19 protein-coding genes and 3 pseudogenes are annotated in these 23191 nt (G+C 68.8%); 11 read left to right on the forward strand and 11 right to left on the reverse strand.

Annotated features, from left to right (window positions below):
* Window positions 1-225 precede the first annotated feature (225 nt).
* The gene (locus KI385_RS03620) at window positions 226-540 is read left to right on the forward strand and encodes a DUF1330 domain-containing protein (RefSeq protein ID WP_238570775.1); all 315 of its coding nucleotides are present in this window, start codon (window positions 226-228) and stop codon (window positions 538-540) included.
* A 21-nt stretch (window positions 541-561) separates the two neighbouring features.
* Here the strand turns inward: KI385_RS03620 and KI385_RS03625 are convergent.
* Window positions 562-977, reverse strand: a pseudogene (locus KI385_RS03625) (transposase); the annotation flags it as partial.
* A 310-nt stretch (window positions 978-1287) separates the two neighbouring features.
* Here KI385_RS03625 and KI385_RS03630 point away from each other — a divergent pair.
* Together KI385_RS03630 and KI385_RS03635 are read left to right on the forward strand one after the other, a co-directional pair.
* Window positions 1288-1911 carry a hypothetical protein gene (locus KI385_RS03630; protein WP_238570776.1) on the forward strand — a complete coding sequence of 208 codons (624 nt, stop codon included), beginning with the start codon at window positions 1288-1290 and terminating at the stop codon, window positions 1909-1911.
* A 318-nt stretch (window positions 1912-2229) separates the two neighbouring features.
* Window positions 2230-2994 (forward strand): hypothetical protein, encoded by a 765-nt coding sequence (locus KI385_RS03635; RefSeq protein ID WP_238570777.1) that lies wholly within the window; start codon window positions 2230-2232, stop codon window positions 2992-2994.
* Between the two features lie 576 nt (window positions 2995-3570).
* Here the strand turns inward: KI385_RS03635 and KI385_RS03640 are convergent.
* The 4 genes and pseudogenes from KI385_RS03640 to KI385_RS03655 all read right to left on the reverse strand — a co-directional run.
* Window positions 3571-3783 (reverse strand): hypothetical protein, encoded by a 213-nt coding sequence (locus tag KI385_RS03640; RefSeq protein ID WP_281066999.1) that lies wholly within the window; start codon window positions 3781-3783, stop codon window positions 3571-3573.
* Window positions 3784-4143: 360 nt separating this feature from the next.
* Window positions 4144-6204, reverse strand: a complete 2061-nt coding sequence (locus KI385_RS03645) for an FAD-dependent oxidoreductase (protein ID WP_238570778.1) — start codon at window positions 6202-6204, stop codon at window positions 4144-4146.
* 190 nt (window positions 6205-6394) lie between these two features.
* Window positions 6395-6562: a hypothetical protein gene (locus KI385_RS03650; protein ID WP_238578087.1), complete on the reverse strand. Its 168-nt coding sequence runs from the start codon at window positions 6560-6562 to the stop codon at window positions 6395-6397.
* Between the two features lie 8 nt (window positions 6563-6570).
* Window positions 6571-6797, reverse strand: a pseudogene (locus KI385_RS03655) (flavoprotein); the annotation flags it as partial.
* Window positions 6798-7015: 218 nt separating this feature from the next.
* Here KI385_RS03655 and KI385_RS03660 point away from each other — a divergent pair.
* Complete coding sequence (locus tag KI385_RS03660; RefSeq protein WP_238570779.1) at window positions 7016-7642, forward strand: GNAT family N-acetyltransferase; 627 nt, start codon at window positions 7016-7018, stop codon at window positions 7640-7642.
* A 78-nt stretch (window positions 7643-7720) separates the two neighbouring features.
* A pseudogene (locus KI385_RS03665) lies at window positions 7721-7858 on the forward strand (recombinase family protein); the annotation flags it as partial.
* A gap of 37 nt (window positions 7859-7895) precedes the next feature.
* Here KI385_RS03665 and KI385_RS03670 read toward each other — a convergent pair.
* Genes KI385_RS03670 through KI385_RS03690 form a run of 5 tightly spaced genes read right to left on the reverse strand, consistent with a single transcriptional unit; the run spans window position 7896 to window position 13839 of the window.
* Window positions 7896-8324, reverse strand: coding sequence for an acyl-CoA thioesterase (locus KI385_RS03670; RefSeq protein ID WP_238570781.1), 429 nt, complete (start codon window positions 8322-8324; stop codon window positions 7896-7898).
* Window positions 8325-8328: 4 nt separating this feature from the next.
* Window positions 8329-10710 carry a bifunctional salicylyl-CoA 5-hydroxylase/oxidoreductase gene (locus KI385_RS03675; protein ID WP_238570782.1) on the reverse strand — a complete coding sequence of 794 codons (2382 nt, stop codon included), beginning with the start codon at window positions 10708-10710 and terminating at the stop codon, window positions 8329-8331.
* A gap of 11 nt (window positions 10711-10721) precedes the next feature.
* Window positions 10722-12392, reverse strand: a complete 1671-nt coding sequence (locus tag KI385_RS03680; protein WP_238570783.1) for an AMP-binding protein — start codon at window positions 12390-12392, stop codon at window positions 10722-10724.
* A gap of 41 nt (window positions 12393-12433) precedes the next feature.
* Window positions 12434-13360 carry an acyl-CoA thioesterase gene (locus KI385_RS03685; protein ID WP_238570784.1) on the reverse strand — a complete coding sequence of 309 codons (927 nt, stop codon included), beginning with the start codon at window positions 13358-13360 and terminating at the stop codon, window positions 12434-12436.
* Window positions 13357-13839, reverse strand: a complete 483-nt coding sequence (locus KI385_RS03690; protein ID WP_238570785.1) for a cupin domain-containing protein — start codon at window positions 13837-13839, stop codon at window positions 13357-13359. The genes KI385_RS03685 and KI385_RS03690 overlap by 4 nt, the downstream gene beginning before the upstream one ends.
* A 316-nt stretch (window positions 13840-14155) precedes the next feature.
* Here KI385_RS03690 and KI385_RS03695 point away from each other — a divergent pair, with 316 nt between their 5' ends.
* From KI385_RS03695 to KI385_RS03715, 6 genes are all read left to right on the forward strand, one after another.
* On the forward strand, window positions 14156-14575 hold the full coding sequence (locus tag KI385_RS03695; RefSeq protein WP_238570786.1) for a RidA family protein: 420 nt from the start codon (window positions 14156-14158) through the stop codon (window positions 14573-14575).
* 323 nt (window positions 14576-14898) lie between these two features.
* A complete protein-coding gene (locus KI385_RS43845; protein ID WP_281066788.1) occupies window positions 14899-15021 on the forward strand; it encodes a hypothetical protein in 123 nt (40 codons plus the stop codon).
* A 12-nt stretch (window positions 15022-15033) separates the two neighbouring features.
* On the forward strand, window positions 15034-15921 hold the full coding sequence (locus tag KI385_RS03700) for a fumarylacetoacetate hydrolase family protein (protein WP_238570787.1): 888 nt from the start codon (window positions 15034-15036) through the stop codon (window positions 15919-15921).
* 425 nt (window positions 15922-16346) lie between these two features.
* On the forward strand, window positions 16347-17201 hold the full coding sequence (locus tag KI385_RS03705; RefSeq protein WP_238570788.1) for a PaaX family transcriptional regulator: 855 nt from the start codon (window positions 16347-16349) through the stop codon (window positions 17199-17201).
* A gap of 866 nt (window positions 17202-18067) precedes the next feature.
* Complete coding sequence (locus tag KI385_RS03710; RefSeq protein ID WP_238570789.1) at window positions 18068-19390, forward strand: MFS transporter; 1323 nt, start codon at window positions 18068-18070, stop codon at window positions 19388-19390.
* Between the two features lie 328 nt (window positions 19391-19718).
* Window positions 19719-21311 carry an amidohydrolase gene (locus tag KI385_RS03715; protein WP_238570790.1) on the forward strand — a complete coding sequence of 531 codons (1593 nt, stop codon included), beginning with the start codon at window positions 19719-19721 and terminating at the stop codon, window positions 21309-21311.
* 188 nt (window positions 21312-21499) lie between these two features.
* Here the strand turns inward: KI385_RS03715 and KI385_RS03720 are convergent, their stop codons facing one another.
* On the reverse strand, window positions 21500-23179 hold the full coding sequence (locus KI385_RS03720) for a CocE/NonD family hydrolase (RefSeq protein WP_238570791.1): 1680 nt from the start codon (window positions 23177-23179) through the stop codon (window positions 21500-21502).
* Between the last annotated feature and the right edge of the window lie 12 nt (window positions 23180-23191).

The raw sequence follows: 23191 nt of genomic DNA on the forward strand, positions 1-23191 counted from the left end.
CGCCAGGAGCTGTCCGATGGGTCGTGGATGACGCATACGCCGATGACGTGGCCAAGAGCGCGACATGGAATTGTCGCTCTTCCGAGGGCTGGTGAGCTGTCGGCTCCCAACGCGCTTTGAGGTTCGGCCCGGCGGTGGTGCCCGCGCTGCCGAGCAGGGCAGCGGTGGTCAATAGTCTCTACCGCGACATCAGTACACGCCGTGCCCAAGCGAACGGGGACTCCCATGCCCGCTTACGTCATCGTCAATGTGGATGTGCTCGACGAGGAGGCCGGCCTGGCCTACGCACCCGTGGCCCAGAAGTCCATCCTTGGCCACGGCGGCCGTTACCTGGTCGCGGGCCCCACGCCCAAGCCCGTCGAAGGCACCTGGGACTCCTCCCGGTTCATGGTCATCGAGTTTCCCGACATGGACCGGATCCGGGAGTGGTACGACTCCCCCGAGTATCGGCGGGCCCGGGAGATACGAGAGGGCAAGGTTCGGGTGGGGATGCTGTTCTTCGAGGGCGCGCCGCCCGAGGGCTTCTCCCTCCCCGCCTAAGGGCTGTCCGGCGGACCGCTGACGAATCCACAGCCGGATCGCGGCCACGGTTACCGTGCCGTGAAAGACGTACGCTCTCTTGTCGGACCGGGTCGCGACGGCCCGGAAGCCCTTGAGCTGATTGATCGTCCGCTCGACTTCGTTCCTGCAGGCGTAGCGCGCCCGTCGAAGCCAGCGGGGCGACCGCCCCGACTGCCGCGCCGTCGGCGGTTGGCCCGCTGGTCCCGGCGCTCGGGATCGTGTGCCGGATCTGCCGTCGCCGCAGGTATTGCCGGTTCCGGCGTGAGCCGCCGACCACCACCGGTGGCGATCATGAATGGTTCTCCACTTCCCGAACCGAGCAGGCAGGTCGCGCCACGCGATGCCGGTCCGCTGACGGAAGAAGATCCCGTTGACGACGATGCGGTGGTACTTTCAGCGCCCACCCGCCCCGAGATCTTCGGAAGGTGCGGCCCAAGCTGAGCCCACTCCGTGTCAGAGAGATCTCAAGATCTCCCCGCCTCACACCGAGCGGAACGATCTACCGATGGACCAGTCATGCCCCTCGTCGGACACGCCTCAGCCCTTCGGGCTCTCCCGCATCGGCCTGGCGTACCGCCCCTCCTTCCGCCGTACGGCGGAGGCACACCGGCCTGTGGTGCGATGTGGTGATACGAGCGCGGTCGGCACTGTGGTGAGCGGCCGGGAATCTCCCGGCCGACGGACCCGATGACGGTCCGCTCGACGCCACTTCCGTTGGAGGAAGCAATGCTCCGCACCCGCGCCCGCGTTCGCCACCCTTTCCTCGTTGCCGCCACGGCCCTCACACTCGGCGCGGCGACCGCACTGACCCTGGGCACCACGGACGCGGCCACCGCGGCCGAATCCGCCGTCGGAGCCCCCGCCGCGACCGGGACCCATGCCGCCCGGCACACCGCCGATGAACCGCTGCTCAAGGGGTCGGCCAAGCTCAAGCGCCAGCCGGGCGACAACGTCCACTTCACCTTTGACGCCCATGGATTCGCCGACAAGGCACGCGGCACCTTCTACGCCAGCCACCACATCGGCAAGCAGTGGGGCGGCTACTTCAAGGGCCGAATCGACTGCCTGGTGACCGGCGGCCCGGTCGCCGTCGCCACCGGCATCGTGACCGAGTCGCACTTCCAGGGCGCACCGGGCATGCCGGAAATCGGCGAGCTCAAGGGCAAGCGATTCGGCTTCACCGTGCTGGACGACGGCAAGAAGGACCGGCTGGGCTACAGCTGGGCCATAGACGGTCTGCCGAAGAACAGCGTCGGCAAGTGCTTGGGCTCCGCCCCCATCGAAACCCTGGAGAAGGGTGACTACACGGTCCACCACTGGATGCCGCCGCGCGAGCCCGCCAAGCACTGAGTACTGACGTCTTGCGCCCCGCCCCACACCGGCCGGAACGATGTGAATGCTGGACTGGTCACACGGCCCATCGGACAGTGCCTGGGTCAGGTCTCTCGGATCGGCAGCGGCTCATGCTCATGGGAACACGCAGGGATGGCACGGTGACCAGGGGCGGGTGGCGTGTCGAGTCCTCGCCGCCCGACCGGCAGGGTGGGGCACCAGGGGCAGGCTCTGCCCGACCCCGCCGGACGCCGGGCGAGGACTGCCACGGCTCGTTGGGTGTCTCGCCGGATCTGCGGGATGCCCGTTGTCAGTGGCGGGTTGTAGCGTCGGCCCATGGCGATCACGAACGAGACGATCACACGGCTGCGGAGCACTGCTGCTGCCGGCGACGCCCAGGCTGCGCTGGAGCTGGGGCGGCTGCTGTGCCTGACGGCATTGGACCCGGCGGAGTCTGGCGACGGCGGCCCGACCTGGCCCGAGGAGCACTGGCTGCGCGCCGCCGTGAAGGCACGCCCAGATGATGTCGAGGCCTTGACCCTGCTGACGGGGCGTCTTGCCCAGCAGATCTCCTACTGGGAGGCCGTGCTGGACATGAACCCCGACGTCATGGCGGAGTACGGGGAGGACGAGGACACCGTCGGACGGCGGCAGATCGAGGCGGAGGAGTTGTATGCCCGGATACGCGCGGCCGGACCCCTCGGCCATGCGGAGGCCGGATTGGACGAGCTGGCCGTGCTACTCGGTGTGAGCGGCAAGCCCGCCTCGGAGGCGGCGTACAGTTTCTATGTGCTGGAGGACGAGGCACAGAGCGGATCCGTGCGGCACAGCGCAACCGTGGTCGCGTCCGACGCCGATGAGATCCGTTGGGCCTGCGATAAGTGGCTGGCGCTGTCCGAGGGTGGATTTGGCGCCCTTACCCTGATTACGTATGTGGACGCCACCGAGGTGAGCTCGATCGACCTCGACCAGCACCTCGTCGACGGCTTCGTGGACTGGGATGCCGTCGCCGTACCCGAGCTGTCTGGTCCTCGGCTGCCCGCAGGACTGCCCGTCCCGGGCCGCGGGTTGTACTACGGTTTCTCCGGCGGAGCCGAGTAGCGCCTGCCGTCCGACATCTGTCACGGCCACACGGCGTCGTGCCCCGACCCCAGCGCGGCACATTGCGAAAAGGGCTGGTCAGTCAGCCCGCCGGGGGCGTGCCGGCCCGCACTACCGAAGGGCCTGGCGCCTGGCCGGCCATGTTCCCCGGATCACCCCTCGGCTCGACCAACGCCAACAACGTCGGCCGCAGTCTTGAGTCGAGGTCCGGCACTCGTGTGCGGCCTCCACGCGGGCGCCGCACCTGCCCCAGTGGCTTCTCGGGAGCTTCCACCTCGAAATCTGGGGTGGTTCGGTCCCCGGACGCCTCGACTTGCACGACGCCCCACGTCAACCGGCTTTCGGCCTCGTCTACTGAATACGCCTCAAGAAGACCAACCCGTGATCGTGTTAAGAGCTCTTGGCCACAGGACTGTGGCTGACAGTGGGGGCCTTGGCCGGCATGGTGCGGCCAACATCGGTCGCCTCGCTATCAACGTGACACGGTCGCGCGGAGCGCACGTTCCACCGTGGTCGCATCACGGCACACAGGCGGTTCGGACACTTGCGGTCCCGGTGTTCTTCGTGTCGCACCAGTCAGCTGAGAACAGTGTGTTCGAACTCGCCCGTCGACAAAGGCATGGGCAAGCTCCGCGCCGATGGAAGGGGCTCGCTGTTGGGCAGCTGCTTGTCGAAGACCTTCTTGCCGGCGGGCGTGAGCCCGTGCCCGTGGTGGGCACTCTCGCCGACGTCCAGGCCGCGGAAGACGCCCAGGCCGAGGAAGACGCCCACGTCGTCAGTGTCGTGCATCGCACCCTCTCCCAACGGGTTGGTCGTGCGCTGGCCTTGGTGTCGGCGCCGTACGCGCGCATCCACGTTATGCAGACCTGCCGCCCGCAGACGGCCGGGCGTTGCGCTCGGCCGGGCGTTGCGCTCGGCCGGGCGGTAGTCGGACCCCTCATCAGCGTCTCCAACGGCACCCCTCGGGCCCGGTGACACCACCCCCCAGGTCATCCCTTCGACAGGGGGCACAGCCATGTCGGGCCCGGAGCCCAGCGGCCCTCTTGCTTGCAGGACCGCACAACAAATAGCGGGGGCGCTGAGCGGACGGGCGCCCCGGTCCGGTGTCCCGGCGAGTGGGGCGCCGGACCGGGGCGTCCCATCCCCCTGTCAGCCCGTGTGGACCTTCAATGCCGTCCGGACGGCGGATTCGAGGGCGCCTTCGATCCAGGCGGGCTTGATGGACGTGTGGTCCCCCGCGAAATGCAGCGGCCCTTCGGATGTGGGGACGTCGGGGAACAGTTCCGTGTGCTGGCCGGGGAAGAGCACAGAAGCCTCACCATAGGCGTAGTGGTCGCGCATCCACGACTGGGTCTTGCACTTGGTGGTGAAGAAAACCTCGCAGCGGCGGCCGAAGACAGCCTGCACTCCAGCGAGCGCGCGCAGATACCGCTCCTCGTCGGCGAAGGCGTCCCACTTGAGGGCGTCGTCGGACCAGCTGTAGGAGGCGAGCATGATGCCTCCGTCGCTGCCCTCCAGAGGGTGCGCGTGCTCGAAGTACATGAAGCGGTTGGCGTTGTCGCTCACGGAGCCGCCGCCACGGACATGAGCGGCGTCCGGTTCGCCGCTCATGACGGGCCGGAAGACGGCGAAGCACTTCTTGAGTTCGTCGGGGATCGTCACCCCCAGGTTCTTCACGGACTTGTGCGCGCCGAGGTACTTGCCGTGCTTGACCCCGCCAGCCTTGTACTTTTCGTAGAGCTTGTCCTCGATGGAGTTCAGCGCCTCCTTCCACTGCGCCTCGGTGAACTCCCACCAACGGTGGGAGAATTCCAGCAGCACCTTGGTCGCGGCGTCGTAGTGCAGTTCCGTGATGGCCCGGCGCTTGCCGTAGGTGAGCGGAGGGTCGAAGGTCACGTGGCGCAGTCCGGAGAAGGGGACGGTGATGATCGCCTCGTCGCCCTCGAAGACCTCCGTGACACCCCCCTCGCCGGTCTGGCAGTCCTCGGAAACGGTGTGCACCCTGACCTTGCCGCCGTTGTGTTCGATACGTACGACGCGCCTGTCGAGCCTTACCTTCCCCTTCACAGGCGTGTACAGCGCGTCGGCGAGCAGTGCGGTGCCGCCCTTGATCTCCCAGAACTTGGTCTTGGGGTCGATCAGCGCGGCGGACAGGAAGCTGTGCGTGAAGGAGAGGTGCAGTCGGGAGGTCAGGTTCTGGATGGTGCCAATGAGGTCGATGGTCCTGGTGTCGAGCCTGGCGACTTCGGTGAGATACCGGTACATGGACCAGTGGCCGTACGTCTTGAGAATCTCGACCCATCCGTTGACGAGGGCCGTCCCCTCCTTGCCCCGGATGAGCCGGTGTGCGGGTTCGAGGGCGTGCGCGAGGATGGCAGAGGCGGTCTTCGTGCGGTTGGGGCCCGTGACACCGAAGGTGTCGTTGATCTTTTCGGGGTTCTTCTCGTAGTCGGCACGGCGCATGTGGATGCCATTGACGTGGATCCAGGTGCGGTTGGCCTTCTTCGTCGGGTTGTCGACCTCCACATCCACCAGGTAGAACTCCTGGAGCGCGAGGTCGTGCTTCTTGATCAGTGCCATGAGGAGCGGGTGGCTGTCGGGCAGCCGCATGGCCCCGGCTTCGGCGTACTGTTTGGGGTCGGCGAAGGGCTGCTCCCCGTTCTCGTGGCCGCCCTTGCGGAATGTCTTGATTCGGCCGCCGACGCGGTTGCCGTTGGCCTCGATCACGACGACATCGTGGCCTGCCCGGTTGAGCAGGTTGGCGGCGAGCAGGCCGGCCGGTCCGGCCCCGACGATCAGGACCCGCTTCGTTGCCTTCGCCCGGCTGGCGGGCAAGCCGTTCTCGATGGCCTTCAGGTAGGCCGGGACGAGGGGTTTGTCGTGCTCGTCGTAGACGGCGATGGCGCGGGCGACCGTGGTGTACGCCTTGGGATCGACGCCGGGCGGCACCACGGCCGGCGCCGTCGAGGGTGTGGTGGCAGGGCTCAACGCGGTCGCGGGCGCGACCGAGGCGGCGGTGAGTCCGGCAGCGAGCGCCGAGGCACCGGTCGCCGTGACCACGGAGCGCCGTGAGGGCTGAGCGCCGTGCGGCCGAGGCGAGGGGTGCGAGGCGCGCGAAGCATCCGACGCGAGTCGCTCCTCGCTCGATGCGTCCGTGTTCTTCGTGCTCGGAGTGCTCACGCCTGGAGTGTTCATATGTTGTGTACTCATCGGGCATCACACTTGGCATACGAGCGACGCGGAGCCAGTGCATTCACACGGACGAGGACTGTAAACCACCCGAACCGCTACATGACGCGACTCCCCTGTCAACGTCCCCACGAGAACCGGACGCTCGCTCCCTCGTCCCTTCCCGAAGCGAGTTGACCAGCAAAATCCACCTCGCCTGCGATGGCCATGGTCACCCGTTGGCGCCGTCCGCCTCGCCCCGGCCAACGCCACGACGGCACCCGTACGCCTCCTCCAGCAACCGGCCGTCGGCCTTACAGGCCTCCTCGAGAGAGCGCCGCAGCAGCGCGGCGGGCCGGTAACGGGCGCCGTTCGCGGCGTGGTCGAGCATCTGGCCCACGACCTCCCAGGGGTGAGCAGCTCCAGCGCCTCGTCCCAGCGGAAGCCGTCGGCTCCACCACCGGCCATGGGCTTGTGAGGTTCGTACACGCCGATCACGACGCCCATTTCGCGCAGCCGGTCAAGGCCCTGCTGTACGCGGAATGCGCGGCCTGTGCCGAGTTCAGGCACGGCAGGACCGCGGTGGGTATGCCGAAGCCGTACGCCTCGCACAGGATGCCCAGGGCCAGGATGTCGTCCGAGTGGACCAGGCGCACGTTCCCCCCGCGCTCGTCCCCACCAGCGACAACTACCAGGTCCCGCCCGGACATCACCGCCGACTTCGAGTCCGTACGCGAGCTGGTCCTGCGCGGTCTGCAGGCATAGCCACAGCGGCCGGCTTCCACCGCCCCGGCGCGGAAACCACGCGGAAACTCCGTGGCCGACCGCCCGCCCCGGCCAGTACGCTCCGCCCGTGGCCGAGAACTTGGGTAAGGACATCGCAGCGGAGAGGGGCCGGGAGCCCTGCTGGCGGGGGCGGAGCGTCGGCTTCACCCCGCTGGAGACCGATGACGCCGAGCTCCTGCAGAAGTGGCGGTCCGACCCGACGGCCGCCCATGAGATCGGCCTCTGGCCACGCCCCCTGTCCTCGCTCCGCGACCGCATAGAGCGCGACATCGACGATCAGAATCGCGACGACTTCCTCGTCCTGCTGCCCGACGGCACCCCCATCGGCCACATAGCCCTCATCGCCCAGGACCTCGCCGACGGCACGGCCGAGGTATACCTCATGCTGGCCCCGCAGAGCCGCGGCCGGGGCCACGGCAGGGACGCCCTCGACGCGCTGGCCGACCTGGCCTTCGGCGAACTCCCCCTGCACCGCCTCGAAGCGGTCACCCACACCGAGAACGCCGCAGCCCTCACCGTCCTCGCCGCCTCGGGCTTCGTCCGCGAGGGCGTACGCCGCTCGGCGTGTCTGCACCGCGGCCGCCGCTACGACCTCGCGCTCCTGTCCCTGCTCCGCGCCGAGTGGGAGGCGCTGGAACGGCTCAGGTCCTGGGACCATGACCTCCCCAGGCAGGTCACGCCTCGGAGCCCGTGAAGCCATACTCGGTGTCGGCGTGGCCCGTTGAGACGGTGACGCGGTCGCCGTCCCGCGCGACAACGGCCGAGCAGGCCTCCTGTCGCCCGTACCTGGTCCTCCACGATGATCGCCAAGATGCTCCACCATCCCCGCTACGCGGGCATGGTCGCCTACGCAGGCAAGTACCGGGGCCAGGCTGCCGAACTCGGCGGAGGCGTCAAACAGGGGCTGTGACCGTCGTGAGGCATGGCGGTCACTGCCCCCGCTCGGGTTACGCAGTGTGGGCGTCGCCCTTGAGGGCGGTGACCCAGGGGACGGGCCACGGCGCGCTCCTGTCCGCGCCCCGAGGGACATGGGCCGTGACGTAACGCCCCGATGCCGCAAGCCGACGTGCGTGGCGGTCGGTCTCCTCGCCCCACACCTCGAAGCGAAAGGTGAACGAGGACGTGCCGATGCGCTCAAGGACGACGGTCGTGGTGACCTCCTGCCCGAACCACAGTGGCGATGCGAAGTCGACCTCGTACCGCACGCGTGGTGCGGCGCCGAAGTAGCCGGTGATGCCGCGCTCCCTCATCAGCGTCGCCTCGGCCTCCTCGACGAATCGGACTACGGCCGTGTTGTGGTGGTGTCCGGCGGCGTCGGTGTCCATCCACCCCACGCGGGAGCGGTGGACGGCACGGGTCACGCTCGTGCCGTCCACCGGCTCAGGAGACGGGGGCCGGTTCACGTGACGGCGTCCAGCGCAGGTGGACGGTCTGGTCGGACTCGTCGGCCCGTAGCAGCGACAGCCGGGGTCGTACGGCATCGGTGCGCGAGGTCGGCGGCTTTCGGCGGCCGGCCTTGAACTGCACCGGCCACTCTGCAGCGGCGCCCCGGTACTCCTGCTCGGCCGCCGCGTGCAGGGTCCAGTGCGGGTCGTACAGGTGGGTGCGGCCGACGGCGCACAGGTCGGCGCGGCCCGCCAGCAGGATCGAGTTCACGTCGTCGTACGACGCGATGGCGCCGACCGCGATGACCGCCGTACCGGTGGCGGCAGCGACCTCGTGCCGGATCCGGTCCGCGAACGGCGTCTGGTAGGAGCGGCCGAACGCGGGGCGCTCGCCCTTGGTGACCTGGCCCGAGGAGACGTCGATCGCCTCCGCCCCGTGGGCGATGAAGGCGCGGGCGATCTCGACCGCGTCGTGCTCGGTGTTGCCGTCCGGGACCCAGTCGGTCGCGGAGATGCGCACGATCACAGGCCGCTCTGCCGGCCAGGCGGCACGGACGGCGTCGAACACTTCCAGGGGGAACCGGAGCCTGTTCTCCAGCGGGCCGCCGTACTCGTCGGTGCGGTGGTTGGCGACCGGGGAGAGGAAGGAGGACAACAAGTAGCCGTGCGCGCAGTGAAGTTCGAGCAGGTCGAAACCCGCCTCGGCGCCGCGGCGCGCGGCCGCCACGAAGTCGGCGGTGATCCGGTCCATGTCGGCGCGGGTGAGCTCGCGCGGAACGGCCGATCCGGGACCGTACGGCAGCGGTGACGGGCCGGTGATCTCCCAATTCCCCTCCGGCAGCGGGTCGTCCATGCCCTCCCACATGAGCCGGGTGGAGCCCTTCCGGCCCGCATGGCCGAGCTGGAGACCGATGCGGGCGGTGCTCCGGTCGTGGACGAAGGACACGATCCGCGCCCAGGAGTCGCGCTGTGCGTCGGTCCACAGACCCGTGCAGCCGGGGGTGATGCGGGCCTCGGGCGAGACACAGACCATCTCCGTCATCACCAGTCCGGCACCACCCATGGCCTTGGAGCCGAGGTGGACGAGGTGGAAGTCGCCGGGCAGGCCGTCGACCGCGCTGTACATGTCCATCGAGGAGACGACGACCCGGTTCTTCAGCTCCAGTTGCCCCAGTCGGAACGGCTGGAACATCGCGGGCGCGGTGCCGTCGAGTCCTTGGGACTTGGCGAAGGCGGCGTCGACGTGGTCGGCGAACTCCCGGTCGCGGGTACGGAGGTTGTCGTAGGTGATGCGGCGCGACCGCGTGAGCAGGTTGAAGCAGAACTGGGTCGGCTCCTGGTCGACGTACATGCCGATGTTCTCGAACCACTCCAGCGAGGCTTGGGCGGCTCGCTGCGTGGACTCGACGACAGAGCGCCGCTCGGCCTCGTAGGCGGTCAACGCGGAGTCCACGTCCGGGTGTTCGTGCAGACAGGCGGCGAGGGCGAGCGAGTCCTCCATCGCCAGCTTGGTCCCCGACCCGATAGAGAAGTGCGCAGTGTGCGCGGCGTCGCCGACGAGGACGAGGTTGCCGTAGTGCCACCGCTCGTTGCGTACGGTGGTGAAGTTGAGCCACTTCGAGTTGTTGGCGAACACCTGGTGCCCCGCGAGCTCCTCGGCGAAGAGTTCGCGCATGCGCTCGACGGCCTGCTCGTCGGAGACGCCGGGCGGGAAGTCGACCCCCTCGGTGGCGTCGAAGCCGGCGCGGCGCCAGACGTCCTCGTGCATCTCGACGATGAACGTGGAGCCGGTCTCGGAGTAGGGGTACCCGTGGACCTGCATGGTCCCCCACTCCGTCTGCTTCACGAAGAACTGGAAGGCCTCGAACACCCGGTCCGTGCCGAGCCACATGTACTTGTTGTGCCGTCGGTCCAGAGCGGGGCGGAAGAAGTCCGCGTAGGCCGCCCGGACCTGGGAGTTGGCGCCATCGGCCGCGACCACCAGGTCGTACGACGCGCGAAGAGCGTCGGCATCGGGGGCGAGCGTCGAGAAGCGCACGACGACCCCGAGGTCACGGCATCGCTCCTGCAGCAGGCGGAGCAGCTCCTTGCGACTCATGGCGGCGAAGCCCTGGCCACCGACGGTGCGGCTCTCCGCACCGAAGTGGATGTCTATGTCGGTCCATCGGGCAAACCGCCGCGCCATGGCCTCGGCGAACTCGGGGTCGGCGTTCTCGATGCCGCCGAGCGTCTCGTCGGAGAACACCACGCCGAACCCGAAGGTGTCGTCAGGGGCGTTGCGCTCCCAGACGGTGATGTCGTGGGCCGCATCGAGCTGTTTCATGAGAGCAGCGAGATAGAGGCCACCTGGGCCACCACCAACAATCGCGATCTTCAAGGGAGTTCCTCTCACTGCTCGGCGGCGGGCGCTGGGGCCTGCTCGTCTTCGACGATCTTACGGAGTGCGAAACGCTGCAACTTGCCGCTGATGTTGCGGGGCAGGGAGTCGCAGAACCGCACGTCACGCGGGTACTTGTAGGGGGCGATGACCTGTTTGACGTGGTCCTGGATCTCCTTGGCCTTGGCGGCATCGCCTCTCACTCCTTCGCGGAGCACGACGAAGGCGCACACGACCGAGCCGCGCTCGGCGTCGGGGCGGCCGACGACGGCGCACTCCAGGACATCGGGGTGGGTGTCGACGGCGGCCTCGACCTCGGGCCCGCCTATGTTGTAGCCCGAGGAGACGATCATGTTGTCGCTGCGGGCGTGGTAGTGGAAGTAGCCGTCCTCGTCCCGGTGGAAGATGTCGCCGGTGACGTTCCAGCCGCTCACGACGTAGTCCTTCTGGCGCTCGTCGTCGAGGTAGCGACAGCCGACCGGACCGATGACACCCAGCCGCCCCGGCTCACCGGGGCCGAGCTCCACACCATCAAGGTCGAGGATGGTGGCGCGGTAGCCCGGCACCGGCTTTCCGGTGGCGCCGGGACGGATGTCGTCAGCGGCGGCCGAGATGAAGATGTGCAGCAACTCGGTCGCGCCGATGCCATCGATGACCCTGAGCCCGAGCCGGTCCCGCAGCTGCTCCCACGTGTCTTGGGGAATGTGTTCGCCGGCCGATACCCCCACCCGCAGCCCGGCGAGCTGCTGTTCCTTCCCGTCTCGAACGATCGCCTTGTACGCCGTGGGCGCCGTAGCGAGCACGGTGACACCCACCTGCTCGACGAGCTCCGCGAGCTGCGGCGGGGTGGCAGCTTCTATCAGCAGGGCGCAGGCACCCGCCCGCAGCGGGAAGACGACGAGCATGCCGAGGCCGAACGTGAAGGCGAAGGGTGCTGTGCAGGCGACCAGGTCGCCCGGGACCAGTCCCAACACATGGCGGCTAAAGGTGTTGTCGATGGACAGAATGTCGCGGTGGAAGTGCATGGTGATCTTCGGGACGCCGGTGCTTCCGGACGTCGGTCCGAGGAGCGCCACGTCGTCGGCGGCGGTGTCCACATTGGTGAACTCGCCGGACTTGGCCGTGGCGCGCGCAACAAGATCCTCCGTACTTGTGCCGCCATACTCCACGACCGTCAGCGACGGCAGTGTGGTGTCCCGGACGGTGTACACGTCCTCGGCAAACCGGTGGTCCACCAGCGCGATCGAGGGGCGCGTCCGCTCGACGACCGGTGCGATCTCGCGGGCCCGCAGGGCGGCCATGGTGGTCACGACGACGCCGCCGGCCTTGAGCACGCCGAGCCAGGCGGCGACCGTCCACGGGTTGTTGGGCGAGCGCAGCATGACGCGCTGTCCGGGCACCAGGCCGAGGTCCTCGGTCAGCACCTGGGCGACCTGATTGGCGCGCGTCCGCAGCTCGCCGTAGGACCAGGTCTCCCCGGTCGGCGTACGCAGCGCGGGCCGGTCGGCCCCGAACTTCGATACAGGGATGTCGATGAGCTCGGTGGCGGCGTTGAGCCGGTCCGGGTACTGAAGTTCCGGCGTGGTGAACTCGACCGTCGGCCACAGGTGCGCGGGGGGAAGGTGGTCGCGAGCGAAGGTGTCCAGGTGTGCCGAGCTCGAAAGAGAGAGCGGAAGAGTCAACGGGGGGAGTCCTTCCGGGAGCACGCAGCGGATGCGGCGGGTCAGGCGGGGCGGATCATGCCCTCCTGAACGACAGTGGCCAGGTGGCGGTGGTCGCGTGTGAAGAAGCGGCCGGTACCCAGGCCGCGGCCCGCATCGGCGGCGACCGCTTCCTGGACGTAGAGGAGCCAGTCGTCCACCGGCCCCGTGCGGTGGAACCACATGGCGTGGTCGAGGCTGGCGGTGATGAGCCCGGGCTTGGCCCAGGGCAGGTCGAGCACCCGCAGGACGGGTTCGAGGATCGTGTAGTCGCAGACGTAGGCGAGCGCGGCCAGGTCCCGCTGGGCGTCGGTCAGTCCCGCGACGGGCCGGAGCGGGTCGAACGGCTTCAGCCACACCGCCTGGTGGGGCACCCGCTCTCCCTCGACGGTGAGGTAGACCGGGCCGGGCACGTGCCGCATGTCGAAGCCGCGTCCGCCCGACCAGTAGCTCTTCGTCGCCTCGGTCATCGAGCCGCCGCTGCGCTCCGCGAGGTACGCCGCCGCGCCGGCCAGGTCTCCGGCGTCGGGAACGGCCTCGGTGAGCTCGGCCTGGAACGTCCCACCGGGTTCGCCGGCGGCGAAGTTGGCCAGGCAGACGTAGAGCGGCTTGCCGTTCTGGTAGCCGCGTACCTGCCGGGTGCTGTATCCGCGGCCGTCGCGCAGCAGCTCCACCTCGTAGCGCACACTCGCCCCGATGTCGGCCGGGCGCAGGAAGTAGCTGTGCATCGAGTGCAGCATCTTGCCGTCGGTCACCGACCGCATCGCCGCGGCCGCGGCCTGGGCGACCAGGTCGCCGCCGTACGCCTTGGGCCACGGGCAGGGCTGGGTGACGGCGGTGAAGGCGAGGTCGAAGTGCTCGGGGTCGGCGGGCGTCAGCGTGACAGCTGCGGTGAAGACGGCGGAGGTCGGCAGCGTCTCGATCGCCGTTGCTCCGGTCCCGGTCGTCATCGGTCCATCCAGTCGCGCAGATCGGCGTCGTCGACGTCGGGCAGGTTGACGACGATGTTCTCCGGCGTCCGGGTGGTCATCCACGTCAGCGGCTTCGTGCGCGAGAGATTGCACTCGACGTGCGGCATGAAGGGCGGCACAAAGACCCAGTCGCCCTCCTCCATGTCGACGTAGTCCTCGAACTTCGCGCCGAAGTAGATGCGCGCCCGGCCCGACAGGACGTAGCCGCCGGTCTCGGCCTCGCCGTGGTGGTGGGAGACCGAGCGGTAGCCGGGATCGTTGCTGACCTTCCCGAACCACAGCCTGGTGGCCGGGGTGTGCTGAATGCTCACACCCGAGATCCGGACGGCCCCGCCCGAGTCCGCGGTGCCCGCGTCCTCCAAGCCGCCGCGCGTCACCACAGGAGCGACGAGACCGCTGGTCAGCCGGTACATCGAGTTGTCGCCTTCGAGTCGGTACTTGCTGAAGTCAGGCTCCATGGGATCGGCTCCGTTTCAGTGGTGGTCGGGGAGGCCCTGGCGTGGCGGACCTGACGGCACGGGGTGCCGGTGCCGCTGTTCGCTTTCGAAGAGATCGCCGTCGCAGGGCCATTGGGGCTCCGGTGCCGCCTTGCGTGCGGGTCACGTACAGACCCCTGGGCCGCAGCGGCCCCACCGGTTCGTCCCCTGCCCTTCTGACGAGCAAAGCGAGCGAGCGATATCTCGTATTCTTCACGGCCGTCATCTATTGTCAATACACATCGAGGGACGGGGCGGACCCATCCCACCCCCGAGTCCCACCCGAACTGGAGGCCTCATGACACCCGTTGCCGTGAACCCGGACGCCCTTCCCGCTCCCCATGGCTACTCACACGGAACCCTGGTGGGAAACACCCTCCACCTCGGCGGACAGACCGCTCTCGACGCCGATATGAAGATCGTCCCGGGCGGCATCGTCGAGCAGTTCCGCCAGGCGTTCAGCAACGTGCTCACCACGCTGCACGAGGCGGGCGGCCAACCGGAAGACCTGGTCAGCGTGGTTATCTACCTCACCGACATCCCCGACTACCAGGCCCACGGGAAGGAGATCGGCAAGGTCTGGCGCGAGCTCGCCGGCCCCGTCTACCCAGCCATGGCCGGCATCGGCTGCACCGCCCTGTGGCAGCCCGAGGCCATGATCGAGATCCTCGGAGTGGCCGTCATCCCGGAACACCGACTCGCGATACCGCGCCACTAGCGATCCACAGCGCCGCATCCCTCCGAGCCGTGGCCGTACGTCCGAGCCACGAGCGCACGCAGCCCCACACGCAACAGATATAGCCCTTCGTTGACGACTGAAAAGGGAACGCACTGCGCTCCGGGGACGGGGCGAAGACGTGACAGGAACGACGGACGCAGCTGTCCGGACGGCCGAGCGTCCCGTGTACCCGCGCGCCCGGGGGCCCGTAACGGGCCCCCGGCGCCGCGGCACGGCCGGGGCAGGCTCGCTGTGGGTCACGCACCCCCGTACTCCGCATGCGACACCCCATAGGAAGCAACCGGGAAGTGAGGAACCACCACATGATGACCAGCACGATCGTCCGCGACGGCACCAAGACCACTCCGGATCCCATCGTCCGGGAGGCCGACGTCACGCGCGCCGTCACCGCGATGGACGACTCCACCGCCGGAACCGAGAGCTGAGGGACGACCAGAGTGAAACTCGCATCTCTTACCGTTGACGGCGTCCGGCGGGCGGGGGCCGTCGACGAGGCCGGGCTCGCGGTGGCGCTGCTGCCCGCGTCCGCCGGCACGGTCGACGACATCGTCCGCGGCGGCCCGGCGGCACTCGACGCGGCCCGGACCATGCTCGCCGGCGCCGACACGCTGCCACTCTCCGAGGTCCGCCTGGAGTCGCCGCTGCACCGCTTCAACCGCGACATCCTGTGCACCGGCTGGAACTACTGGGACCACTTCGAGGAGTCCAAGGGCAAACGCGAGGGCCAGGACCCCTCCTCCCGCCCCAAGCACCCCACGTTCTTCACCAAGGGCCCGGACACCGTCATCGGCCCCGCCGACGACATCGCCTACGACCCCGATCTCTCCGCCAAGTGGGACTACGAGGCCGAGATCGCCCTCGTCATCGGCCGCGACGCCAGGTCGATCCCGGAGGAAAAGGCCCTGGAACACGTCTTCGGCTACCTGGTCGCCAACGACGTCTCCCAGCGCGACCTCCAGCGAGCGCACGGCGGCCAGTGGCTCAAGGGCAAGAGCATCGACGCGACGATGCCGCTCGGCCCGTGGCTCACCACCGCCGACGAGATCGACGACCCCATGGGCCTCAGGGTGCAGTGCGAGGTCAACGGCGTCCTGCTGCAGAACGCCTCCAGTGCCCAGATGGCCTTCTCGTTCGCCCGGATCATCGCCGAGCTCAGCCGCGGCATGACGCTGCGTGCCGGGGACGTGGTGCTCACCGGCACCCCGAGCGGCATCGGCAACGCGCGCGAACCGCAGATCTTCCTGAGGGACGGTGATGTGGTCGTCACCCGGGTCAGCGGGCTGGGCGAACTGCGCAACAAAGTGGCGTCGACCCGGCTTACGTGACCGAGGTGGATGCCGGTCCCGCAGGATGACGGTCCGCGTGTGCGTCGCAGCTGAGTCCGGGCGCCCACCACGTGCGTCGCGGTCGGCTTCCCCTGGGGCGGACCATCCGGCGACCGCCCCGAACGGTGGGCACGCCCCACTCAGGAGGTGATGGGCATCAGGCGCCGCTGCCCGATGATCGTGGACGCAAGCGTCCGAGAGCGATAACGACGTCAAACGATAGACTGCCAGACGATCATCCGGTGGCCGGAAGCCACCCGCGGGAAGGACGAGGAGACGGCACTGAACGGCGCCAGCGAGCCGAGGCGAACACAGACACCCGGCGTACCAAGAGAGCAGGGCTGGATGGCGCGGGACGTCCGAATGCGGTTTCCGTCGGATGCCGGCGTTGGGAAGTCTTCGACGACGGTGACGATGGTGCGGACATGACGGCGGAGTCCCAGTCGGCCCCCAATGCCGCAGGCGGCCGTGACACCCGCCTCGGCCCGCTCATCATCACGGTCTTCGGGCTGTACGCCCGGGGCGAGCGCAACTGGCTCTCCGTGGCGTCTGTGGTGAGGCTCATGGCGGACCTCGGGGTGGAGGGGCAGGCCGTGCGGTCCTCGGTCTCCCGCCTGAAGCGTCGTGGAGTGCTCCGCAGCGAACGCCACGCGGGCGCCGCGGGCTACTCTCTCGCCGAATCGACCCTGGATGCGCTCGCCGAGGGAGACGTGCGGATCTTCGAGCGTTGCCGGGCGACCACCGAGGACGGTTGGCTCGTGGTCGTGTTCTCCGTGCCCGAGTCCGAGCGCGAGAAGCGGCACGAGCTCCGGTCGAGCCTGACCCGTCTGGGCTTCGGCACAGCGGCACCCGGGGTATGGGTCGCACCGGGGAACCTGGCGGCGGAGACCCGGCGGACCCTGGAATGCCGCGGGCTGTCCGAATACGTCGACATCTTCACCGGCGACCACTTCGCCTTCGGCAACCTGCGGTCGAAGGTCCGCACGTGGTGGGACCTGGGCGAACTCACCGAGCTGTACGAGGACTTCCTGCGACGCCACCGCCCGGTCCTCGACGCGGCCTCGTCCGGCGGGACGACGCCGCTGGAGGCGTTCCGGACGTACATACCCATGCTCACCCAGTGGCGGCGACTGCCCTACCGCGACCCGGGGATTCCGCTGTCGCTGCTGCCCCCGGGATGGAGTGGGGTGACAGCAGGCGCGTTGTTCGACGAGCTGAACAGCTTACTGAGCGCACCGGCGCGCGAGCACGCTCTCTCGGTGATCCACAGGCACGGGTAGCGTCAGCGGAAACCTGTCCGAGGCGCTCCTGTATGGGATCGACGGCCGCTCAAGCACGCACTCGGCGGCGGGGCGGTGGGCCGTCGCCGCACCGTTCTCGCCGGGCCTGGACCCGATCGGCGCCCTCGAACGGTGCCTTGCGGAATGTCCCGACAGCCGCCCCACGCTGCTCGCCGTCGACCAGCTGGAGAAGTTGCTCACCCTGTCCGGGCCCGGAGGAGCAGGAGGCGTTCCGTACGGCCCTACGGGACGGCAGTCGCGGTTCCGTAGGCGCCTGGCCGGCGCTCCTGGGCCGGGCAAGACCCGCTGGGTTGCCCGGCACCCCGCGGGTGTCCGGCGTACGGTCCAGGCCGCTCCGGCCCCGGCACATGACCCGGCATCCGAAGCGCAATCATCTCTGCCGAATCATTGACGACCGTTTTGAAAGCGGCATACATTGTTTCTCCAAGGGAGAACGCCGCGTCACAAACGTCACCTGGCCTCAGATTTCATCTCCCGCAGCCGGTGCCGACAGGCCCACATGGCTTCGCATCCACTGTGCCCACCGGTCCCGTACATGGCCCGAAGCGCAGGCATCCCGGCCTGATGAGTAGCTTCCTTGCCAGCCGGCAAGGAGCCACCCCCCTCTGCACACGGCCACCGGCCCCACCGCCCATACCCGCATCTGCGGCGGCTGCCGCACCCGGCGCTGGGTGGACAGCACACCAGCGCCCGGCGATCCACCATGGTCGGTCACGACCTCCTTGCCCACGCCAAGAGGGGAACGCCATGCCCGCTCCCACAACACCGCCCGCCCCGCTCGGAATTACCACCTCACGGCCGCCGACCACGCCCTTGCGCCGGTCCCCACGTAAGGAAGCAGCGAGATGACGCGTCCCACCCCGCAAGGCCGGTCGCACGCACGTTTCCTGGCAGTGGCCCTGTGCTCGGCCACCATCGTCGTCGACGGCTACGACCTGATTGTCTACGGCACGGTACTGCCGACCCTGCTCGGCGGCGGCGCCGAATGGACGCTCAGCGCTGCCGAAGCCGGCCGGATCGGCTCCTACACACTGATCGGAATGCTCATCGGGGCGCTGCTCATCGGCACCGTCACCGACATCTTCGGACGCCGCCGCATCATGATGGCCTGCACCCTGTGGTTCTCCGCCGCCATGTTTCTCGCGGCAGCCGCCCCCAACCCCGACCTGTTCGGCCTGGCACGGCTCGTCGCCGGTGTGGGTCTCGGCGGCGTCGTCCCCACCGCGATAGCGCTGACCGTCGAGTACGCCCATCCCCAGCGGCAGAACGCCACCAACGCCCTGATGTTCTCCGGATATCCCACCGGCGGTATCGTCGCCGCCCTGTCGGCCATCTGGATCATTCCGGAGTTCGGCTGGCGCGCCATGTTCACCGCCGGCGGCGCACTCGGCCTGGTGCTACTGCCCCTGATGTGGTTCAAGCTCCCGGAGTCGGCGAGCTACCTGCTGAACCGCGGCAGGCGCGCCGAAGCTGAAGCCCTCGCGGCACGCTTCGACCTGACACTCGAAGAACCCGTCCACAGCACCGGCGCCGCCAAGCCGAGTGCACTCAGCGGCCTGCGGACCTTGTTCTCTGGGCGCTACGTGGTCGCGACGCTGCTGTTCTGGGTGGCCACCGCGTTCGGGCTGCTGCTCGTTTACGGCCTCAACACCTGGCTCGCCCAGATCATGCGCAAGGCCGGCTACGGTCTCGGATCGTCCCTGGCATTCCTCATAGCACTCAATCTCGGCGCCATCATCGGCACTCCCCTGCTCGGCAGGCTGGCCGACCGCGTCGGGGCCAAGAAGGTCTCCGCCGGAATGTTCCTGACAGCCGCCGCCTGCATCTGGGCGCTCAGCTACAACCTCCCACCAGCCGTGCTGTATGCCCTCGTCGCTGTCGCCGGAGCCTGCACCATCGGCACGACCATCATCGTGAACTCCTACACCGCGACGTTCTACCCCGCCCATATGCGCGCCACCGCACTGGGATGGTCTCTGGGCATCGGCCGGCTCGGCGCCATCCTCGGCCCCCTCTACGGCGCCTTCGTCATAAATTCCGGCTGGGGGCTGTCCGCCAACTTCTACGCTTTCGCCATTCCCGCCGCGTTGGGGATGCTTGTCATGCTGGCCATCCCTGCCGCCCGCCGCAACGAACCCGTCCCCGAGCTGCAGACCGCCGGCACCTGACCGCCAATTGCAGCCCCGGGCGCGCCGCCCCCACACGCCCGGTAGCACCTGCCCAACACCACTCTCACCATGCTGCGCCGTGCGCCGACGACCCCGACTTCCCGGCCTCCGCCGACAAGCTCGGCGCCGAACTCCGCTACGACGTCGGCGACTTCAAGCGCTACCCCGCAACCGGCCCCGTGCCGTCACCGGTTCCACGCACGTGTCGTGACGCCGGGCACGGCGACGGGTGCCGAACGCGCGCTCGGCACCCGTCGGGCGCGCCGTCCCACCAGGCTCAACAGCATCTACTTTGGAGTTGATCATGGTTGTTCGAGGAGCAGATGTGGTGGTGCGTGCCACAACGGTGCACACCCTGGTGGCCGGGCAGAAGCCCCGGCGCGCGCTGGCGGTGGTCGGGGACCGCATCGCCGCACTGTCGGAGGATCCGCACGGCCTGGACGGCTGGATCACCGAGGGCACCACGGTCATCGACGAGCCGGGCGCCGCCGTGCTCCCCGCGTTCGACGACACCCACACCCACCTGATCTTCGCCGGGCACGGCGCCCATGACGTGCCGGTGCACCAGGCCCGCGCCATCGGCGAGTTCCTGGACCTGATCCGGCAGCGGGCCGCCACCACGCCCGAGGGGCAGTGGATCCGCACCACCAGCAACTGGCAGGAACTCAACCTCGCCGAGCGGCGCATGCCCACCGCCGCCGAGCTCGACCAGGCCAGCGACCGGCACCCGATCCTGGTCAAGCGCGGCGCCCACAACGCCGTGGCCAACACCCTCGCCCTGCGCCTGGCCGGCATCACCGAGGACACCCCCACACCCCCGGGCGGTGAGATCGGCCGCGACGAGCAGGGACGTCTCAACGGGCGTCTGATCGACAACGCGATGGGCCTGGTCGAGCACCTGCTACCGGCGCCGGACCTGCGCACCCGCGTCGCCGGCCTGCGGCAGGCATCCAGGGACTACGCCGCCACCGGTATCGGCACGGTCCGCGACGCCATGGTCCCCCTCGCCGACCTCGCCGTCCTGCGCGCAGCCCAGCAGCAGGGCGCACTTCACACCCGGGTCCGCGCCCTGGTGTCCACGATCGGAATGACCGACCCGGCCCAGATCGAGGACCTGCTCGACGGCATGGAGGACTGGCGCTGCACCGACGATCCGCTGCTGCGGGTATGGGGGGTGAAGTTCATGCTCGATGGGGGCCTGGAAGCCGGCGCCACCGAACAGCCCTACTGCGACCATCCAGACTTCTACGGCACGCTCCTGTGGGAGCCCGACGCTCTGGTGCGGTCCGTCGAGGCCGTGGTGCGCCGTGGCTGGAAGGTGGGCACCCACGCCTACGGCGACCGCGGCGTACGCAACCTGCTGGACGCCTACCAGCAGGTCCTGGACCGAAACCCCGGCCTGCCCGGCGGGATGCTCGTCATGGAGCACGGCGGCCTGGCCGACGCCGAGCAGCGCGCCCGCGCCGTCGCCCTGGGCATCCCGGTGACCGTGCAGCAGCCCCTGCTGCACGACACCGCCGAGGTCGAGGACGGATTCTGGGGCCCCGAGCGCGTCAACAACCTGTTCCCCGCCCGGGAATGGATCGACCAGGGCGCACTGGTCACCGGCGGCTCCGACTTCCCCGTCGGCGCCTACGGCGCAATGCGATCTGTCTGGGGCATGGTCACCCGCCAGACCGTCACCGGCATACGCGGACCCCAGCACGCCATCACCCGCGACGAGGCCCTGGCCCTGCACACCACCAATGCCACCCGCCTCCTCGGCGAGAGCCACCTGCGCGGCACCCTCACCCCCGGCCGCCTCGCCGACCTCACCATCTGGCCCACCGACCCCACCACCTGCGACACCGACCAGCTGCGCGACCTCAACCCCACCCGGACGCTGCTCGGCGGCCAAACCGTCCACGCCCCGGAGAAGTGACCACCCGCTCGCGCTGCTGTGATCACTTCACCATCCATGCGGGCGAACTCCGGGCATTCTCCCGGGACTTCAAGCAGGTGGGCTACCGACTCGCAGAGCAGGTAAAGCAATTTCGCCGACAAGGCGGAGAACGTTGACGATGCATTCGGCGTACTCAGTGAATGCATCGAGGCGCTGGCCAAGTAACCTCAGCTCACCATGGGGATGAGCAGGCTTGAAGGGTGTTGCCTCCCGGTGTGCAGGCGGCATCGGCCGGTGGTGATCGAGTCCCACTGCCGGGTTTCGCCGCCCTCGAACTCGCCGGGCGCGGACCAGGACTGGACGATCAGCCGCAGCGTCTCCCCGGCAAGGAACGTCGTGCCGGAGGGCATGATCGGGATGTTGGTCTCGACGATCTGCCCCGGGGACAGCGGCGATCTGGTGGTCAAGGAAGGCGCCGGCCGCCAGGGGGTCGAGCGTTCGGTATTCAGTTCGCGGCGGGAGGCTCGCAGCCAGCCGCGCGACACCGGTCCGTTGGCGTTGCCGCCGGAGGCGCTGAAGAAGTACACCTTGTCACCGTGGTGATCGAGTTTCTCGACACCGACGAACAGGTCGACGTCATCGCTACCGACCGCTTCCACGAACAAGGTGAGCGCCATGTGCCCCACCACGTCCGTATCCTCCTCGAAACAATGGTCGAAGACGGCACGGTTGTCCGGGTCGCCGACGGGTGCCGGGGCGATGCTGGTGCTGGCAGCGATCGTGGGCGGCTCTACCGCCATCGTGGCGGAGCCGGCGCTCAGGTACAGGGAGTCGTAGCGGGTGCCCTCGACCGGCCATGAGGTGGCGTGCACCACCTTGTGGTCGAAGCGGTCGGTGTTCACTTCGAGGCGAACCGGCGGAACACCGTCCATGGCGTGTTCGTCGCCCTTGAGGAAACGGTCGAGGAACCTTTTCTGCAAAGCCAGTTCCTCGGCTCCGTAGTAGGCGGCCCACTTCTGCCGGCGGTGGTTGTACAGCCATTTGTGCGGGCTGCGTATACGGGTGAAGGCGTCGAAGGTGTCCCAGGTGTGCAATTCCTGATCGGAGAAACTGGCGCAGACCAGCGCCGGGATGATGATGGCGGAGGTGTCGAACTCCCAGTCGGCGATGTACGGTTCCGGCCCCGCGGCGCCAGGATTGATGTTCGGTTGGTGCCACTGCGACTCCAACCAGGGGCCAAACGCCGTTTCCCGGATTCCGCCGTAGCCGCCTCCGGGGCCCGTCTCGTTGATGCCTTCCCACGGGATGATCGCCTTCAACTGGGGCGGGGCCTCGTCCTTGGCCGCGATCCACTGCGTCGCGCACAGCGCCGAAACCCCGCTCATCCCGACCTTGCCGGTGCACCACGGTTGCCGTTCCAGCCAGGCCATCACGTCCCACCAGCGTGCCTCGGGCCCCGGGGTGCCGGACGGGTTCGACTCGGACTTCCCTCGCCCCGGCAGGTCCACGAGTACGACGGCATACCCGCTGGGTACCCAGAACCCTGGGTCGGGGGCCTCGAACGCGGTGTGGTCGGAGAACTCCAGCCGCCCGAGGTAGAAACCACCGCCGCCGGGGACGGATCCCTCGGGAGCGTCCCGGAAATAGTTCCACTGGTCGAATCGGTCCTTGCCGTACGGCGTCGCGGTGGTGATCACCGGAACCCGTGGCCCGGCGTCGGGCCGGAAGACGGTCGCTGCCAGTCGTACGCCATCTCGCATGGGGATGGCAGCCTGTTCGACCAGGACGTCCCGTGGGAGCCGGTGGGTTGTGATGTCGAAGGGATGGTCGGTCAGGAAGTCGTGCTCGCCTTCCGGTGGCAGCGCGGGACGCGCCAGAGCCCCTGTGGTCTGCGTACGGTCAGCCATGACGAGTCACCT

It is taken from the genome of Streptomyces inhibens, from assembly GCF_022221585.1.
GTDB classification, from domain to species: Bacteria; Actinomycetota; Actinomycetes; order Streptomycetales; family Streptomycetaceae; genus Streptomyces; species Streptomyces inhibens.

Bases quoted from the DNA above. Each gene is read 5' to 3' on its own strand.
- KI385_RS03635 (WP_238570777.1), top strand. From the start codon at position 2,230: ATGGCGATCACGAACGAGACGATCACACGGCTGCGGAGCACTGCTGCT.
- KI385_RS03710 (WP_238570789.1), top strand. From the start codon at position 18,068: ATGACGCGTCCCACCCCGCAAGGCCGGTCGCACGCACGTTTCCTGGCA.
- KI385_RS03620 (WP_238570775.1), top strand. From the start codon at position 226: ATGCCCGCTTACGTCATCGTCAATGTGGATGTGCTCGACGAGGAGGCC.
- KI385_RS43845 (WP_281066788.1), top strand. From the start codon at position 14,899: ATGATGACCAGCACGATCGTCCGCGACGGCACCAAGACCACTCCGGAT.
- KI385_RS03645 (WP_238570778.1), bottom strand. From the start codon at position 6,204: ATGAGTACACAACATATGAACACTCCAGGCGTGAGCACTCCGAGCACG.
- KI385_RS03640 (WP_281066999.1), bottom strand. From the start codon at position 3,783: ATGCACGACACTGACGACGTGGGCGTCTTCCTCGGCCTGGGCGTCTTC.
- KI385_RS03720 (WP_238570791.1), bottom strand. From the start codon at position 23,179: ATGGCTGACCGTACGCAGACCACAGGGGCTCTGGCGCGTCCCGCGCTG.
- KI385_RS03695 (WP_238570786.1), top strand. From the start codon at position 14,156: ATGACACCCGTTGCCGTGAACCCGGACGCCCTTCCCGCTCCCCATGGC.
- KI385_RS03630 (WP_238570776.1), top strand. From the start codon at position 1,288: ATGCTCCGCACCCGCGCCCGCGTTCGCCACCCTTTCCTCGTTGCCGCC.
- KI385_RS03690 (WP_238570785.1), bottom strand. From the start codon at position 13,839: ATGGAGCCTGACTTCAGCAAGTACCGACTCGAAGGCGACAACTCGATG.
- KI385_RS03705 (WP_238570788.1), top strand. From the start codon at position 16,347: ATGACGGCGGAGTCCCAGTCGGCCCCCAATGCCGCAGGCGGCCGTGAC.
- KI385_RS03685 (WP_238570784.1), bottom strand. From the start codon at position 13,360: ATGACGACCGGGACCGGAGCAACGGCGATCGAGACGCTGCCGACCTCC.